The sequence below is a fragment of the Atlantibacter sp. genome (assembly GCF_032062175.1).
In the GTDB taxonomy this organism is placed as follows: domain Bacteria; phylum Pseudomonadota; class Gammaproteobacteria; order Enterobacterales; family Enterobacteriaceae; genus Atlantibacter.
This window is the reverse complement of sequence record NZ_DAMBQK010000008.1, coordinates 1-17806: the sequence shown is the minus strand read 5'-3', so window position 1 is coordinate 17806 and position 17806 is coordinate 1. Positions and strand designations below refer to the sequence as shown.

The 17806-nt window shown below is 56.1% G+C and carries 13 protein-coding genes; 4 read left to right on the top strand and 9 right to left on the bottom strand.

The window, feature by feature from the left end:
- The first annotated feature begins 253 nt into the window (after nucleotides 1-253).
- The 3 genes from lysC (at nucleotide 254) to RT120_RS09460 (ending at nucleotide 3129) form a co-directional block, all read left to right on the top strand.
- Entirely contained in the window at nucleotides 254-1615 is a 1362-nt protein-coding gene (lysC, locus tag RT120_RS09470; RefSeq protein ID WP_312982096.1) for a lysine-sensitive aspartokinase 3, read from the top strand.
- 189 nt (nucleotides 1616-1804) lie between these two features.
- Nucleotides 1805-2752 carry a ketopantoate/pantoate/pantothenate transporter PanS gene (panS, locus tag RT120_RS09465; RefSeq protein WP_312982094.1) on the top strand — a complete coding sequence of 316 codons (948 nt, stop codon included), beginning with the start codon at nucleotides 1805-1807 and terminating at the stop codon, nucleotides 2750-2752.
- A gap of 104 nt (nucleotides 2753-2856) precedes the next feature.
- Nucleotides 2857-3129 (top strand): DUF3811 domain-containing protein, encoded by a 273-nt coding sequence (locus tag RT120_RS09460; RefSeq protein ID WP_125294774.1) that lies wholly within the window; start codon nucleotides 2857-2859, stop codon nucleotides 3127-3129.
- Nucleotide 3130: 1 nt separating this feature from the next.
- Here RT120_RS09460 and rluF read toward each other — a convergent pair whose 3' ends face one another.
- The 5 genes from rluF to metH all read right to left on the bottom strand — a co-directional run bounded on the left by rluF (nucleotide 3131) and on the right by metH (nucleotide 10512).
- Nucleotides 3131-4006 (bottom strand): 23S rRNA pseudouridine(2604) synthase RluF, encoded by an 876-nt coding sequence (gene rluF, locus RT120_RS09455; RefSeq protein ID WP_312982092.1) that lies wholly within the window; start codon nucleotides 4004-4006, stop codon nucleotides 3131-3133.
- A 99-nt stretch (nucleotides 4007-4105) separates the two neighbouring features.
- Nucleotides 4106-4423 carry a CcdB family protein gene (locus RT120_RS09450; RefSeq protein WP_312982090.1) on the bottom strand — a complete coding sequence of 106 codons (318 nt, stop codon included), beginning with the start codon at nucleotides 4421-4423 and terminating at the stop codon, nucleotides 4106-4108.
- Entirely contained in the window at nucleotides 4423-4683 is a 261-nt protein-coding gene (locus RT120_RS09445; protein ID WP_312982089.1) for a type II toxin-antitoxin system CcdA family antitoxin, read from the bottom strand. The genes RT120_RS09450 and RT120_RS09445 overlap by 1 nt, the downstream gene beginning before the upstream one ends.
- Before the next feature lie 181 nt (nucleotides 4684-4864).
- Entirely contained in the window at nucleotides 4865-6493 is a 1629-nt protein-coding gene (locus RT120_RS09440; RefSeq protein WP_312982087.1) for a Na/Pi cotransporter family protein, read from the bottom strand.
- A 335-nt stretch (nucleotides 6494-6828) separates the two neighbouring features.
- A complete protein-coding gene (gene metH, locus RT120_RS09435; protein WP_312982086.1) occupies nucleotides 6829-10512 on the bottom strand; it encodes a methionine synthase in 3684 nt (1227 codons plus the stop codon).
- Nucleotides 10513-10754: 242 nt separating this feature from the next.
- On the opposite strand from metH, the gene iclR reads away from it, so the two are divergent.
- Complete coding sequence (gene iclR / locus RT120_RS09430) at nucleotides 10755-11591, top strand: glyoxylate bypass operon transcriptional repressor IclR (RefSeq protein WP_312982085.1); 837 nt, start codon at nucleotides 10755-10757, stop codon at nucleotides 11589-11591.
- A 19-nt stretch (nucleotides 11592-11610) separates the two neighbouring features.
- Here the strand turns inward: iclR and aceK are convergent, their stop codons facing one another.
- The 4 genes from aceK to metA all read right to left on the bottom strand — a co-directional run bounded on the left by aceK (nucleotide 11611) and on the right by metA (nucleotide 17542).
- Nucleotides 11611-13362, bottom strand: coding sequence for a bifunctional isocitrate dehydrogenase kinase/phosphatase (gene aceK, locus RT120_RS09425; protein ID WP_312982083.1), 1752 nt, complete (start codon nucleotides 13360-13362; stop codon nucleotides 11611-11613).
- Between the two features lie 55 nt (nucleotides 13363-13417).
- Complete coding sequence (aceA, locus tag RT120_RS09420) at nucleotides 13418-14740, bottom strand: isocitrate lyase (protein WP_312982081.1); 1323 nt, start codon at nucleotides 14738-14740, stop codon at nucleotides 13418-13420.
- 24 nt (nucleotides 14741-14764) lie between these two features.
- Nucleotides 14765-16363 (bottom strand): malate synthase A, encoded by a 1599-nt coding sequence (gene aceB / locus RT120_RS09415; RefSeq protein WP_312982080.1) that lies wholly within the window; start codon nucleotides 16361-16363, stop codon nucleotides 14765-14767.
- A 249-nt stretch (nucleotides 16364-16612) separates the two neighbouring features.
- Complete coding sequence (gene metA / locus RT120_RS09410; RefSeq protein ID WP_312982078.1) at nucleotides 16613-17542, bottom strand: homoserine O-succinyltransferase; 930 nt, start codon at nucleotides 17540-17542, stop codon at nucleotides 16613-16615.
- Nucleotides 17543-17806 lie beyond the last annotated feature (264 nt).

The window sequence follows — 17806 nt, the reverse complement described above, 5'->3', positions numbered from 1 at the left end:
CCGTACCACTCGACGAATACGCCGCCGCCAGATTGCTGAATCGAGCGTCCCGGCAAAGTATAGCGGTTATAAGTTATTTTCCTGGACTATCCTGGAACATGAAAAATCCACATAACCCCAGCGTTGACAAGGGCCCGGTGGAAACTTTATTTATAAAAGCGAGCGTTAAAAAAAATGATTAATTAGCATTCCCAAAGCAAACGACCCAACGCAACTACAACGTGAAAGGCGAAGGGAATCACACGAGGTAGTTATGTCGCACACAACATCCCCTATCGTCGTCGCGAAATTCGGCGGCACCAGCGTCGCCAGCTTCGACGCCATGAACCGCAGCGCCGACGTGGTGCTTTCCGATACCAACGTACGCCTTGTGGTGCTATCCGCCTCTGCGGGCGTGACCAATCTGCTGGTTGCGCTGGCCGAAGGCCTTGAAGCCACGGAACGCTTTGTGAAGCTGGACGCCATCCGCAAAATCCAGCATGACATTTTAGGTCATCTGGCGAATCCGCAGGTGATCCGCGAAGAGATCGACCGCCTGCTGGAAAACATTACTACCCTGGCGGAAGCCGCATCGCTGGCGACCTCGAATGCCCTGACCGACGAACTGGTCAGCCACGGCGAGCTGATGTCTACATTGCTGTTTGTTGAGATCCTGCGCGAGCGCGGCGTGGTCGCCCAATGGTTTGACGTGCGTAAAGTGATGCGCACCAGCGACCGCTTTGGCCGCGCTGAACCGGACGTCAGCGCCCTTGCTGAACTGAGCAACCTGCAACTGGCTCCGCGCCTGGCGGAAGGGCTGGTGATCACCCAGGGTTTTATCGGCAGCGAGTCCAAAGGCCGCACCACCACGCTGGGCCGTGGCGGCAGCGACTACACCGCCGCGCTGCTGGGCGAAGCGTTAAAAGCCAGCCGCGTGGATATCTGGACCGACGTACCGGGCATCTACACCACTGACCCGCGCGTGGTACCGTCGGCAAAACGCATTGATGAAATCGCTTTTGAAGAAGCCGCCGAAATGGCGACCTTTGGTGCGAAAGTGCTGCACCCGGCGACCCTGCTGCCTGCGGTGCGCAGCGATATTCCCGTGTTCGTCGGTTCCAGCAAAGACCCGAAAGCGGGCGGCACGCTGGTGTGCAATCAAACCCATAATCCTCCGCTGTTCCGTGCGCTGGCGCTGCGCCGCAAGCAAACGCTGCTGACGCTGCACAGCCTGAATATGCTGCACTCGCGCGGCTTCCTTGCCGAAGTGTTCAGCATCCTGGCGCGCCATAATATCTCGGTCGACCTGATCACCACCTCTGAAGTAAGCGTGGCGTTGACCCTCGATACCACGGGCTCTACGTCAACCGGCGATACCCTGCTGACCCAGGCGCTGTTGACCGAGCTTTCTTCCCTGTGCCGCGTGGAAGTCGAGCAGGACCTGGCGCTGGTGGCGCTGATTGGCAACAACCTGTCGAAAGCCTGCGGCGTGGGCAAAGAGGTCTTCGGCGTACTGGAGCCGTTCAACATCCGTATGATTTGCTACGGCGCATCCAGCTATAACCTGTGCTTCCTTGTGCCGGGCAGCGACGCGGAACAAGTGGTTCAGAAACTGCATCACAACTTATTCGAGTGAGTCAGGATTTCCCTTCTGGGGCGTTGCGGCCTCAGAAGGGGTAGATGACCATAATTCAATTGAATAAAACTTCCCCACACGATACACAATACTTATGGCTCTCGTTCGGGCCTTTTCCCCTACAGCGATAACGCACCGCCGCGATCACAGCGGCAGGGGAACACACCAACACACTTAAAGGAAAACAACATGCTGGCATTACTGACGCGGCTGTTCCCGCTCTGGGCACTGCTGCTCTCGGTTATCGCGTATTACACGCCGTCCACCTTCACGCCAATCGGTCCCTGGGTCGCCACCTTGCTGATGCTGATTATGTTCGGCATGGGCGTGCACCTGAAGCTCGATGATTTTAAACGGGTGCTGTCGCGCCCCGCGCCGGTGGCCGCCGGGATTTTCCTGCATTATCTGGTGATGCCGCTCGCGGCGTGGCTGCTGGCAATGCTGTTTAAGATGCCGCCCGATCTTTCCGCCGGGATGGTGCTGGTAGGCAGCGTGGCCAGCGGCACCGCGTCAAACGTGATGATTTATCTGGCGAAAGGCGATGTGGCGCTATCCGTGACCATCTCTTCCGTCTCCACCCTGGTGGGTGTGGTGGCGACGCCGCTGCTGACCCGTCTGTATGTGGATGCGCATATTCAGGTCGACGTAATGGGTATGCTGTTGAGCATTTTACAAATTGTGGTGATCCCAATCGGCATGGGCCTGATTGTCCACCATCTGTTTCCCCGGCTGGTAAAAGCCGTGGAGCCTTACCTGCCCGCATTTTCGATGGTGTGTATTCTGGCGATTATCAGCGCCGTGGTGGCGGGTTCCGCCGCGCATATCGCCTCGGTAGGCCTGGTGGTGATTGTGGCGGTGATCCTGCATAACACTATCGGTTTGCTGGGTGGTTACTGGGGCGGACGGCTGTTTGGCTTCGACGAATCCACCTGCCGCACCCTGGCGATTGAAGTGGGGATGCAGAACTCCGGCCTTGCCGCCGCGCTGGGTAAAATCTACTTCTCCCCGCTTGCGGCGCTGCCTGGCGCGCTGTTCTCGGTATGGCACAACCTGTCGGGTTCGCTGCTTGCAGGCTACTGGTCAGGCAAACCGGTCGATGGCTCACCCGCTAAGCGCCTGAAAAAGCGCAAAGCCTAGAAAACTCAGCCCGCTCGCCGGGCTGTTTTTTTATCGGTAATGCGATTGTGGTAAACACGCCAGGGCAGTAGTCTACAGACAGCCCCCGACTTGAGAGGTTTACCATGGCAACGCCCCGACTGACCCAAAAAGAGATGACCGAAAGCGAGCAGCGCGAACTCAAAACCCTGCTCGACCGCGCCAGAATCGCCCACGGCAGACCGCTGACCAACTCAGAAGCCAACCACGTCAAAAAGGAGTACATCGACAAACTGATGGCCGAACGCGAAAAAGCGGCTAAACAGGCACGCGCCGTTAAGAAAAAGCAGGCGCTAAAACCCGATACCACCAGCACCTTTTCCTGGAGCGCCAGCACCCATACCCGCGGTAAACGCTAAACTAGCGGCCTTTCTTCTTGCGACCGGGCTGCGTAAAGCGCTTGCGCTGCCCAAGCTCTGCCGGGGTTTTTGCGCCGCTTTTATTGGCGGGTTTTGCAGCCGGGCTTTTAACAGGCGCGGATTTCGGTTTTGCTTTCTTCGCGGGTTTGGCTTCAGAGGAAGAGTTTTCAATCAGCTTAAACAGCTCGATTAACTCGTCATCGGTTAAATCACGCCATTCCCCCAGCGGTAGCCCTTTCAGGCTCACGTTCATGATGCGTACGCGCTCAAGCTTCGTGACTTCAAACCCAAAGTGCTCGCACATCCGGCGGATTTGGCGGTTGAGTCCCTGAATCAGGGTGATGCGAAACACAAACGGCGCTTCGCGCTTCACTTTGCACTTTTTGGTTACTGTGCCCAGCATCGGTACGCCCGCGCCCATACCGCGAATAAACTCATCGGTCACCGGTTTATTCACCGTCACCAGATACTCTTTTTCGTGGTCGTTGCCGGCGCGCAGGATCTTATTCACCAGGTCGCCATGGTTAGTCAGGAAAATCAGCCCCTGGGAATCTTTATCCAGGCGGCCAATCGGAAAAATACGGGTGCTGTGGTTAACGAAATCGACGATATTGTCTTTCTCGCCGTCCTCGGTAGTGCTGACCACGCCGACCGGTTTGTTGAGCGCGATAAACACCAAATCTTCTTCATTACGGGGTTCGATCAGCTGGCCGTTCACTTTCACCACGTCTCCGGCAACCACCTGATCGCCAATCCCGGCGCGCTTACCGTTGATAAAAACGTTCCCTTGTTCGATATAGCGATCGGCTTCACGACGGGAGCAAATACCGCTCTCGCTGATGTATTTATTAAGACGTGTTGATGAGTTTGGCAGCATGGTTCCTCCGTAAAAAGCGGACTATACCTTACCTGACGCTGGTTTCGTACAGCGAGAATCACATCTCAGGATTCGTTGTTTTCACCCGGCGAGGCTGGCTTAATAGCCGTTTAGCAGAAATTCGACGGCATCACGAAGTACAGGTCGATAAAGGCTAAGATCGGCAACCGCTTCACCCAGCTCTTTCGCCGGTAGCCCCGCCATCATGTGCGTCATCGCAATATATTGTTGACCCGCGATCGTAACGACCGGGCAAATCTTAGCAGGCGGCGAAGATCCGTTGAACCGGGCAAGTTCTATAGCAGGTATAACCAGCACATGCTTCAGCACATTGGCTACGGGGTGCTGCATAGCAATGAGGAAGGGATAAACCGCTTTCCCTGTTCCCTGGTTTTCATAAGCGACGTATTGCTGCATCAGAATGTCCGTTGAAAGTCACTGAATGAACCGTTTTCTTCCACCATCTGATTAAGCGCGGCGATGGCGTTTTGATTCTCTTTTAACCATTCGCTACGTTGATTTTCTCGGAACGTCTCGACCAACGCCTCCGTCAGCAAGGCGGAAAGATTAATGTTTTGCTTTCTGGCTTCTTCAAGCAGTTCGGGTGCCAATGAAACGTTCACTGATTTTTTCGTGGTCACAGAGGTGCGCATGATTACCCCCATTGGAATGCGCATGAAGAGCCTCATTGTATGAGAATAACCGGTCATGTTCTAGCCTCGTCGTTGTGTTTCGCCAGACGGTAACGTGGATAGACGGGTATTTCATCCAGAGGATTTTATTCTTACGCGCTGTATTCCAAAGTATTTAAACAACCACCCCGTATTACGCGGGGTAGTTGAATCTGTCTCGCAAACGCTACTCGTCGCGTTCGTCGTCGTCATCTGGCTGTTCCAGTACGCTATAAGCCACCGAGCAAAACAGCGAGTTCAGACGCTTCATATCCCCCAGCAGACCGAGGTGCAACGAACTGGTTTCGATGCTTTGCACGTTCTGCTGATGCAGACGATTAACGTGCGCATGGGCGTAGCGACGGTTCATGATCCGGAAGCGGTGTTTGTTGCGGCGTAGACGCCGAGCGCTGGCGACGTCGCCCGAGAAAAATACCGACAGCGCCAGTTTCAGATTGTTACTCAGTTGCCCCAGCAGGTGGTCCAGTTCCTCCAGGCCCGCAGGGGAAAAGGCCCGTCGTGCCGCCAGGGATTTATCCGCCACTTCACTGCCCATACGCTCAAGGATCTCGGCGGCTTGCTGGAGGTTAAGCGACATTTCAATGATTTCCGCCCAGCGCTTCGACTCTTCCTCAGCCAGATCCTCTTTCGGCATCTGCGCCAGATAAAGCTTGATGGCGATATGCAGCACTTCTACATCGTCCGCCAGTTTGCGCAGCTCTTTTTCCTGACGCGGCTCGCCGTGCATCACCTTGCTCCACAGCTCCAGCATCTGCTCAAGGGCATCGCCCATACGCAGCGTTTCGCGCGCGGCATTGGCCAGGCCCAGCGCCGGGGTATCCAGCGCGGTGCGATCAAGGTGTTTCGGCTTCAGGCGCATATCCAGTTCCGGCGCGTCGGCGATAACCCGTCGGCAGAAGCGCGCCATCGGCCCGGTAAAGGGCACCATCACAATGCAGCGAATCAGGTTGTAGAAGACGTGGAAATAGATCACCAGTTCCGAATCGGGCAGCGGCAGTTTTTGCATCGCGTCCGCCAGTACGTGGACGAACGGCAGCACCAGCAGACTGCCTACCAACTTGAACAGCAGGCTCCCCAGCGCCACGCGGCGAGCATTGGGCGTCGCGGTGCCGTTGTTGAGCATCGCCAGGATGCCGGAGCCGAGGTTGGCACCGATGACCAGGCACAGCGCCACATCGAAGGAGATCACACCAGTAGCGGCGAACGTCGCGGTGAGCAGGACGGCAGCAAGGCTGGAGTAACTCACTACCGCAAACATCGCGCCAATCAGGGCATCCAGCAGGATGTCGCCGGTCAGCGAGGCGAAGATAACTTTAACGCCGGACGCTTCGGTAATCGGCGTCATGGCCTGGACGATCAGTTCCAGCGCCAGCAGAATCAGGCCAAGCCCGATAGAGACCCGCCCCAGTTGCCCGACGCGGCTCTGTTTGCGGCTTAAGAAGAACACCACCCCGAGAAAAATCAGCAGCGGCGAAACCCATGACAGGTCGAAGGTCAGGACACGCGCCATGATGGCGGTCCCCACATCGGCCCCCAGCACAATCACCAGCGCGGGCGCTAATGCCACCAGATCCTGGGCGACGAACGAGGTCACCAGCATGGTGGTGGCATTACTGCTCTGAACCAGCGCGGTTACGCCAATGCCCGCACAGAAGGCGAGCGGTTTTTTCTCGACACTCCGGCTGAGTACGCTACGAAGCCGCGCACCGTACACGCGCATTACGCCGGTGCGCACGATATGCGTGCCCCACACCAGCAGCGCCACTGCCGAAAGCAGGTGCAAAAGAGTTAACACAGTTTCTCCTTCTCGTTATGGTTCCCTGGGGCCAACCCATTTGCCTGCCGTACTGCCTGCGAATGGGCATCACAAAAGGGCTAACCCCTAACTCAGTATAAGGGGATAAACGTAAGAAAGAGACAAGGCGCCGTGATGGCGCCCTGTATGTTGTAAATAAAAATGACATTTTGATGACAGCGAGAGATTTTATTTCAACCAGCCGAGTGGCTGGCCGTCGGCGGCGCAGCCAGTTTGAACACGGACAGCGCGCAGTGACAGGAGCGTACACGCAGTACGTGACTGTCACGAGCACTGCCCAGGTTCAAAATGGCAAGTAAGCCAGGCCAGCCATGTCAGTCGGCGTCGTAGCCGAGGTTCGGCGCCAACCACCGTTCTACCTCACTCACGCTCATCCCTTTACGCTGCGCATAATCCTCAATCTGATCCTTTTGCAACTGGGCCACCGCGAAGTACTTACTGTCAGGATGACTGAAGTACCAGCCGGAAACCGACGCCCCTGGCCACATGGCGTATGATTCGGTGAGCTTCATGCCGATGCGGGTTTCCACATCCAGTAACTGCCAGATGGTGGCCTTTTCGGTATGCTCCGGGCAGGCCGGATAGCCTGGCGCAGGACGGATGCCCTGGTAGTTCTCGCGGATCAGCTCCTCGTTGCTGAGGTTTTCATTAGCGGCGTAGCCCCAGTAGACTTTACGCACCCGCTCGTGCAGATATTCAGCAAACGCTTCAGCCAGACGGTCGGCCACCGCTTTGACCATGATTTTGTTGTAATCATCGTGCTGCGCTTCGAACGCCTCGGCGAGCGCGTCTTCCTCCAGCCCCCCGGTCACCGCAAAGGCACCCAGGTAATCCGCTTTGCCGCTCAGTTTGGGGGCGACGAAATCCGCCAGGCAGTAGTTGGCGAAGCCGACTTTTTCAGTTTGCTGGCGCAGATGGCGGCTGACCGCCAGCACATGCGTGCGCGTTTCGTCACGATACACCTCAACATCGTCGCCCACGCGGTTAGCCGGGAACAGCCCCACCACGCCGCGCGGATTCAGCGTTTTTTCGGCGCTGAGCTGGTCGAGTAAATCGTTAGCGTCTTTAAACAGGCGCTTGGCCTCTTCGCCGACGACGTCATCTTCCATAATGCGCGGGTATTTACCGGCCAGCGACCAGGTCATAAAGAACGGGGTCCAGTCGATATAGTTACGCAGAGTTTCGATGCTCGCCGTGACTTCCTGCACGCCCAGTCGATGGGCCACCGGCGGGGTGTAGCTCTCCCAGTCGAATGCCAGATCATTATCGCGCGCCACCTGCAAGCTAACCGGCGGCGTGCGGGGTTTTTTACGGCCATGCTGAATTCGCACGGTGTCGTACTCTTTACGCGTCCGCGCCACAAAATCATCGCGCAGCGTATCGGACAGCAGCGACGATACCACGCCCACGGTACGGGAGGCGTTCTGCACGTAAACCGTCGGGCCGCTGTAGTTCTGTTCAATCTTCACCGCGGTATGCGCTTTAGACGTGGTCGCGCCGCCGATCAGCAGCGGCAGCGTAAAGCCCTGGCGCTCCATCTCTTTAGCAACGTTGACCATTTCATCCAGCGACGGGGTAATAAGCCCGGAGAGGCCGATAATATCGGCATTCACTTCGCGCGCGGTTTTGAGGATTTTTTCCGTCGGCACCATCACGCCAAGATCGATGATTTCGTAGTTATTACACTGCAATACCACCCCGACGATGTTTTTACCGATGTCGTGAACGTCGCCTTTCACCGTCGCCAGTACGATTTTTCCATTGCTTCTGCCCTGCTCTTTGCTGGCGTTGATAAAGGGCTCGAGGTAGGCCACCGCCTGCTTCATTACGCGCGCGGATTTTACCACCTGCGGCAGGAACATTTTCCCTTCGCCGAACAGATCGCCCACCACGTTCATACCCGCCATCAGCGGCCCTTCAATCACCTCAATTGGGCGCGCTGCCTGCTGGCGCGCCTGCTCGGTATCGTCTTCGATAAATTCGGTGATGCCTTTCACCAGCGAGTATTCGAGGCGTTTCGCCACATCCCAACTGCGCCACTCGGCCTGCTGGGCATTAGCAGCATCGTCACCTTTGCTGCCACGGAATTTTTCCGCCAGCTCCAGCAAACGCTCGGTGCCGTCTTCGCGGCGGTTGAGGATCACATCTTCCACCGCGTCGCGCAGTTCCGCTGGCAGATCGTCATAAATCGCCAGTTGCCCGGCGTTGACGATCCCCATGTCCATGCCGTTGCGAATGGCGTAGTAAAGGAACACGGCGTGAATGGCTTCGCGCACCGGGTCATTACCGCGGAAGGAGAACGACACGTTCGACACGCCGCCGGAAATCATGGCATGCGGCAGTTCGCGCTTGATGTCTTCACACGCGCCGATAAAGTCCTGGGCGTAATTATTGTGCTCGTCAATCCCCGTCGCCACAGCGAAGATATTGGGGTCGAAAATAATGTCTTCCGGCGGGAAGCCTACTTCTTCAGTGAGGATCTTGTAGGCCCGGCGGCAGATCTCGATTTTGCGCTCGCGGGTGTCGGCCTGGCCGACTTCGTCAAATGCCATCACCACCATGGCTGCGCCATAACGGCGTACCAACTTCGCATGATGAATAAAAGTCTCAACCCCCTCTTTCATAGAGATAGAGTTAACGATGCCTTTACCCTGAATGCATTGCAGGCCCTTTTCAATGACATCCCATTTTGAGGAGTCGATCATGATCGGCACGCGGGCGATATCCGGCTCACCGGCAATCAGATTCAGGAAACGCACCATCGCCGCTTCAGCGTCGAGCATCCCTTCATCCATGTTGATATCGATGATTTGCGCGCCGCTTTCCACCTGCTGCAACGCCACTTCCAGCGCTTCGCTGTATTTTTCTTCTTTGATCAGGCGTTTGAATTTGGCGGAGCCGGTGACGTTGGTGCGTTCGCCCACGTTGACGAACAGGCTGTCGGCACCGATGTTGAGCGGCTCCAGGCCGGCAAGACGGCAGGCCACCGGGATGTCCGGCAGTTTACGCGGCGCGACGCCTTCCACGGCTTTGCTCATGGCGGCAATGTGCGCTGGCGTAGTGCCGCAACAGCCGCCGACGATGTTTAAGAAGCCCGCCTGCGCCCATTCGCCGATTTGCGCCGCCATCACGTCGGCATCTAAATCGTATTCGCCGAAGGCATTCGGCAGACCAGCGTTGGGGTGCGCGGTGACGTAGCATTCAGCCACGCGCGACAGTTCCGCCACGTACTGGCGCAGCTCATCCGGACCCAGCGCGCAGTTCAGGCCAAACGACAGCGCATCGGCATGACGCAGGGAGTTATAGAACGCTTCGGTGGTTTGCCCGGAAAGGGTTCGGCCTGACGCGTCGGTGATGGTGCCGGAAATCATGATCGGCAAATCGACGCCCAGCGCTTCGAATTCGGTTTTGACCGCAAAAATCGCGGCTTTGGCATTAAGGGTGTCGAACACGGTTTCAATCAGGATCAGGTCCGAGCCGCCTTCTACCAGCGCCCGGGTCGATTCGCGATAGGCTTCCACCAGTTGGTTAAAGCTGACGTTGCGGTACGCCGGATCATTAACGTCCGGGGAAATCGACGCGGTACGGTTGGTTGGGCCAAGTACCCCGGCGACATAGCGCGGTTTTTCCGGCGTGCGTGCCGTCCACTCATCGGCGCAGGCGCGCGCCAGCTTCGCGGCCTCGTAGTTTATTTCCGCCGACAGCGATTCCATCTGGTAATCGGCCATGGCGATAGTGGTGGCGTTGAAGGTGTTGGTTTCAACAATATCTGCGCCAGCGTCGAAATAGGCGTAGTGGATGGCGGCGATGGTTTCCGGTTTCGTGAGGACCAGCAGGTCGTTGTTGCCTTTTAAATCGGACGGCCAGTCGGCGAAGCGCTCGCCGCGATAGTCCGCTTCTTCCAGACGATAGCTCTGGATCATGGTCCCCATACCGCCATCCAGCACCAGAATACGTTCATTCAACTGCTGAAGCAGTTTTTCTCTGTTGTTAGTCACGCTTACTCCCGGATCAATATTCAGCCCTGTCAGGCCATGCGCTCATACTGGCACACTCGGCCCCAGGCGAAAAGTCACAGGACGGCAACATGAGAGATGTTCATTCATAAAACGCGCCACATGCGCGGATTTCATGAAAATTGCCGTTCAGCCGCAGCACTCATCCGATCAGTTCCTCCAGGGTTGCATTATACTCAAATAAAACGAAAACTATTTCCACGATACAGAAAAAGGAGATACCCATGGTTGCCGCCGTTCCCGTTAAACGTGGAAAAAAACCTCGCACCGCCGCTGCGGCGCCTGCGCCCCAGGCTACCGGCCAGGTGCAATCGCTGACGCGCGGGCTTAAGCTCCTTGAATGGATTTCCGAATCTCACGGCAGCGTGGCGCTGACCGAGCTTGCTCAGCAGGCCGGGCTGCCAAACTCTACGACCCACCGCCTGCTTACCACCATGCAACAGCTTGGGTTTGTTCGTCAGGTCGGCGATTTAGGCCACTGGTCAATTGGCGCCCATGCGTTTATTGTCGGCAGCAGCTTCTTGCAAAGCCGCAACTTGCTGGCGATCGTGCACCCGATGCTGCGTAAACTGATGGAAGCCTCCGGCGAAACCGTTAACCTGGCGGTGCTGGACCAGAGCGATCATCAGGCGATTATTATCGACCAGGTGCAGTGCACCCAGTTGATGCGTATGTCCGCCCCTATTGGCGGTAAGCTGCCGATGCACGCGTCCGGCGCGGGCAAAGCGTTTCTGGCCCAGCTTCCTGAAGATGACGTTACCGCGCTGCTGCACCGCAAAGGGCTGCACGCCTACACCCACGCTACGCTGGTTTCCCCGGCCCATCTGAAAGAGGACCTGGCGCAGACCCGCAAGCGCGGTTATTCGTTCGATGATGAAGAGCATGCGCTGGGTTTACGCTGCGTGGCGTCGTGCATTTATGACGAGCACCACCAGCCGTTTGCGGCGATCTCCATTTCCGGCCCGGTTTCCCGTATCACCGATGACCGGGTAACCGAGCTGGGCGCTATGGCGATCAAAGCGGCGAAAGACGTGACGCTGGCTTACGGCGGCGTGCGTTAAAAGCGATACCGCCTCCTGTTCAGGAGGCGGCAATATCGGCAGACTGGCGCGCATAGCGCTGGCAAAAGCGCTGCCGCCGTCGATAGGCATACACATCCTCCACGTGACCGTGACGAATACGTTCCTGTAAGGCGCGCCAGTACTCCGCCTGGAACAGCTCGGCGTGCATCTCCTCGAACAGCGGTTTGATGCGCGGATCGGCGCAAAGCCAGTGCCGGAACTCCTCCGGAAAGACATCCCCCGGCGCGACGCTGTACCACGGCTCCGACGCCATTTCATCTTCCGGGTAACGCGGCGGCGGAATATCGCGGAAATTCACCTCGGTCATGTAGCAAATTTCGTCGTAATCATAAAACACCACCCGGCCATGACGGGTAACGCCGAAGTTTTTAAACAGCATATCGCCGGGGAAAATATTAGCGGCAGCCAGTTGGCGAATGGCGTTGCCGTACTCTTCGATGGCGTCGCGCAGCTGTTGGCCCTGCACCTGTTCCAGCCAGATATTCAGCGGCACCATACGCCGTTCGATATACAGATGGCGAATGGCTATCTTATCGCCCAGGTCAGTAATTTTCTGTGGCGCTTCCTGCAACAGCAGCGCCATCAGCGCCGGGTCGATCTGGCGCTTTTCCAGCACGAAATTTTCAAACTCCTGGGTATCCGCCATGCGCCCAACGCGGTCGTGCTCCTTCACCAGCTGGTAGCAGGCGCGCACGTGGGCTTCGTCCATCTCTTTTTGCGGGGCGAATTTATCTTTGATGACTTTGAACACCCGGTCGAAGCCAGGCAGCGTGAACACCAGCATCACCATGCCGCGAATACCCGGCGCTTCGATAAACCGCTCGTTGCTCTGGGCCAGGTAGTTCAGGTATTCGCGATAGCTTTCGGTTTTGCCGTGCTTCTGGCAGCCAATCGCCATATACAGTTCGGCGGTAGTTTTGCCGGGCAAGATCTCGCGCAGCCACTCCACCAGCGCAGCGGGCAGCGGTGCGTACACCATAAAATAAGAGCGCGCAAAGCCAAACACGATGCTGGCTTCCGCCGAGCGGGTTAAGCAGGTATCGATAAACAGCTCGCCTTCATTGCTGCGGTGGATGGGTAACAGGAACGGCAGCGTGCCGGACGGCAACACTAGCTTTGCCACCAGCCAGGCCGCTTTGTTGCGGTAAAACAGCTCGTTGGCGACCTGTAAATGCACTTTATCCAGCATCTCCTCGCCCAGCGTTTCGGTGAGGTGATTGATGATGTACCCCACATCGCGGGCCAGATCCTGCCAGGGCAGACGCAGCGGCAAATCTTTTAATAACCGGGTGAGCAGCGCGGGCCAGCCCTGTTTTGGGTAAAAGTCTTTCGCCAGCGGACGGGGAATGGTGCGAAACCGCCGTTCCGGCTGCGAGCTGAAAATAAACAGCCGCTCTGGCGTCAGGGACTGGTGATCGAACAGCCGGCAGTAAACGGAGTTAAAGAAGCTCTCGGCAATTTCAAAACGGGGATAGTCGGGCAGCAGCTCGGTATAGTGCTTTTTGACCTGCAATAAAAAGTCGGCGTCGGTGCTTTTGCCATTGGTGATACAGCGCAACTGCTCGACCACCAGGCCGACGTGATGGTCATACAGATGGATACGCTTTTTCATGGCCTGCTGAACAGCCTGCCAGTCCGCCTGCTCGAAGCGCTGCTGCGCTCCGGAGGTCACTTCCAGAAAACGGCCATACTGCGCGTCAAACCCTTGCAGGATGGTTTGCGCGATCAACAATTCCAACCCACGCGGCATAGCATTCTCCATCAGGTGGATGCCCTCTCCCGTCAGGAAGAGGGCGTCAGGCTTATCAGAATTGCGACTCTTCCGTCGAACCGGTCAACGCCGTGACGGATGAGGCTCCGCCCTGAATGATGGTGGTGACTTTATCGAAATAGCCGGTGCCCACTTCCTGCTGATGGGAAACGAAGGTGTAGCCCTCTTTCGCGGCGGCGAATTCCGGCTCCTGAACGCGTTCAACATAGTGCTTCATGCCTTCGCCCTGCGCATAGGCATGCGCCAGGTTGAACATGTTGAACCACATGCTGTGGATGCCCGCGAGGGTGATGAACTGGTACTTGTAGCCCATGTCCGACAGTTCTTGTTGGAAGCTGGCGATGGTGTTGTCATCGAGGTTTTTCTTCCAGTTAAACGACGGCGAACAGTTGTAGGCCAGCAGTTTGCCGGGGAATTTGGCATGGATGGCGTCCGCAAAGCGGCGTGCCTGCTCCAGGTCCGGCTTTGAGGTTTCACACCACACCAGATCGGCATACGGCGCATAGGCCAGGCCACGGCTAATCGCCTGCTCAATGCCCGCATGGGTGCGGAAGAAGCCTTCCGAGGTGCGCTCGCCAGAGATAAATTCGCGGTCGTACTCGTCACAGTCGGAAGTGATCAAGTCAGCGGCATCGGCATCGGTACGCGCAATCAACAATGTCGGTACGCCCATCACGTCGGCAGCCAGACGTGCGGCAACCAATTTCTGGATGGCTTCCTGAGTGGGCACCAGCACTTTACCGCCCATGTGTCCGCATTTCTTCACCGACGCGAGCTGATCTTCGAAGTGAACAGCCGCTGCACCGGCTTCAATCATCGATTTCATCAGCTCAAACGCGTTTAGCACGCCGCCAAAGCCGGCTTCGGCATCCGCGACGATCGGCAGGAAGTAATCCACATAGCGCGGATCGCCCGGCTCGATATTGGATGCCCACTGGATCTGATCCGCGCGGCGGAACGTGTTGTTGATCCGCTCCACCACTGCCGGGACCGAGTTAGCCGGATACAGCGATTGATCCGGGTACATGCTGGAGGCCAGGTTGGCGTCTGCGGCCACCTGCCAGCCGGAGAGATAAACCGCCTCGATGCCCGCCTTCGCCTGTTGCAGCGCCTGGCCGCCAGTCAGCGCGCCGAGGCTGTTCACGTAGCCTTTTTTCGATTCGCCATGCAGCAGACGCCACATTTTGGCCGCGCCCAGCTGCGCCAGGGTGCATTCCGGGTTAACCGAACCGCGCAGCTTCACCACCTCTTCCGCGCTGTACGGGCGCGTGATCCCTTCCCAACGCGCCTGTTTCCACTCTTGTTCTAATTTTTCAATTTGTTGGGTACGAGTTGTCGTCATGTGCAGATGCTCCATAGGGTAGTTGCTATTAAGGGTTGATTACGCCAGCAAGCGGTAGCCCGGCAGGGTCAGGAAATCGACCAGTTCGTCAGAGATAGTGATCTGCTCCATCAGGCGCGCCGCGTCGTCAAAGCGCCCCTGGCTGAAGCGATGTTCGCCGAGCTCTTCCTGAATCACCTGCATCTCTTCGGCCAGCATCTGGCGGAACAGCGCTTTGGTGACGGGTTTGCCGTTGCTGAGCGTTTTCTGGTGGTGGATCCATTGCCAGATAGAGGTACGGGAAATTTCAGCGGTCGCGGCGTCTTCCATCAGGCCGTAAATGGGTACGCAACCGTTGCCGGAGATCCAGGCTTCGATGTACTGCACCGCGACGCGAATATTGGCGCGCATGCCTTCTTCGGTGCGTTCGCCGGGGCAAGGCTCCAGCAGATCAGCGGCGGTAATCGGGGCATCTTCTTCACGGGTGACGTCGAGCTGGTTTTTATGGCTGCCGAGCGCCTTATTGAACACCTCCATGACGGTATCACCCAGGCCCGGATGGGCAATCCAGGTGCCATCGTGGCCGTTGCGGGCTTCCAGCTCTTTGTCAGCTTTGACTTTATTCAGCACCCAGTTATTACGCTCCGCGTCTTTGCTGGGGATAAATGCCGCCATGCCGCCCATGGCGAAAGCGCCACGGCGATGGCAGGTTCTGATCAGCAGGCGCGAATAGGCGTTGAGGAAGGGTTTTTCCATCGTTACGCTCTGGCGATCCGGTAATACGCGGTCAGGATGGTTTTTCAACGTCTTGATGTAGCTGAAGATATAGTCCCAACGGCCACAGTTCAGCCCAACAATATGGTCACGCAGGGCGTGAAGAATTTCGTCCATCTGGAACACCGCAGGCAGGGTTTCAATCAGCAACGTGGCTTTGATGGTGCCGCGCGGCAGTTCAAAACGATCTTCCGCAAAGCTAAATACGTCGCTCCACCAGGCGGCTTCCTGCCATGACTGAGTCTTCGGCAGATAAAAGTAAGGGCCACTGCCTTTGGCCAGCAGGGCATCCACGTTGTGAAAGAAGTAGAGTGCGAAATCAAACAGGCTGCCGGGGATGGCTTCACCCTGCCAGGTAACGTGTTTTTCAGGCAGGTGCAAACCGCGTACACGGCAAATCAGCACCGCCGGATCGGGCTTGAGCTGGTAAATTTTGCCGGCTTCATTGGTCCAGGAGATGGTGCCGCGAATAGCGTCGCGCAGGTTGATTTGACCGTCGATCACTTTGCTCCAGCTCGGGGCCAGCGAATCTTCGAAATCGGCCATGAACACTTTGACGTTAGCATTCAGGGCGTTGATAACCATCTTGCGTTCAACCGGGCCGGTGATTTCAACGCGACGATCCTGCAAATCATCAGGAATACCACGGATCGTCCAATCCGAATTTCGAATGGAAGCTGTTTCCGAAATAAAATCTGGCAACTTACCGCCATCGATTTCTGCCTGTACTTTTACGCGTTCAGCCAGCAGTTGGTTGCGTTTGGCAGTAAAGCGGCTTACCAGTTCAGAAAGAAACTCCACCGCGTCTGGTGTCAGAATTTCCCGCTCCTGCTCGCCAAAAGGCTGTTCGAAGGTCAGTTCGGTCATCGTTGCCTGTTGTGTCATGCTCTTGATCCTCAATGTTGATCCAGTCCAGAAACTGCGCATTGCGAACGCGATCCCACATGGGTATTTTTCGTTCAGCACAATTAAGACTACTCAAACATTTTCCAAAATCAAAAACAATTTCCATTTTCAATAAATAAATATCTTAAGTATATGTTTTATAATTAAAAAAAGTTAAATAATACAAAGAAGCTGTTTTCAGAAACAAAAAAGGCACCCGAAGGTGCCTGCTGTAAGGTGCTGAAACGCTTAATCGAGCGTGGGATTCATATGGCGAAGATCGTATGGCGTGATCTGGTAGACGTAATAGTTGAGCCAGTTGGTGAACAGTAAATTGCCGTGGCTGCGCCAGGTTGCGCGTGGTTTGTTCTGCGGATCGTTGCTCGGGAAGTAGTTGTAAGGCACCTCAGGCGTCAGCCCGGCCTCAACATCACGGAAGTACTCACCCGCCAACGTTCCGGCATCATATTCAGGATGGCCAGTGACAAACGCGATACGTTTATCTTTACTGCCAAACAGGTAGGCATCCCCGCCCTCCGTTTCCGCCAGGATCTCTAAATCGGTGTAGTCGCGAATCAACGCTGCCGGGAAATCGGCATAGCGGGAATGTGGCGCGAGGAAAGTATCGTCAAAACCTTTGGTGAGCAACGCATGGGGTTGCGTGATGTAATGCTCATAGACGCCAGAAAGCTTCTCCTGACGCGTTTGCTTGGGGATACCGTACAGGATATTTAAAGCAGCCTGTACCGCCCAACAGACAAATAGCGTAGACGTGACGTGCTCTTTCGCCCACTCCAGAACCTGTTTGATCTGCGGCCAGTAGGCGACATCGTTAAATTCCACCAGACCCAATGGCGCGCCCGTCACGATCAATCCATCAAAGTTCTCATGACAGATATCTTCGAAATTACAGTAGAAATTATTGAGATGCTCTGCCGGCGTGTTGCGTGACTCACGTGAATCAATGCGTAATAGCTGGATATCGAGTTGCAGCGGGGAATTCGACAGCAATCTTAAGAACTGATTTTCGGTCTCAATCTTTTTCGGCATTAAGTTGAGAATCAATACCTTAAGTGGACGAATCTCCTGAACACTGGCGCGCGACGTGGTCATCACGAAGACGTTCTCCGCGCGCAAAAAATTCACTGCTGGCAACTCATCAGGTACCCGAATTGGCATAACCTTATATCCTCACTGCATACGTTTAAACGTTTAGACATCCAGATGCCTGACAATAACCAGGATTAAGCAAAATGTCGAGCCTGCATGTGAAAGGTGAAAAAGTTTCACGAACGGGAAAGCTTAGAACAAAAACGCAATAAGACGCAGCAGGAGATATAGAGGGGCATAAATATCAAACGACAAAAGGCCCAGTCTTTCGACTGGGCCTTCTGCTTGTTTGATGCCTGGCAGTTCCCTACTCTCGCATGGGGAGACCCCACA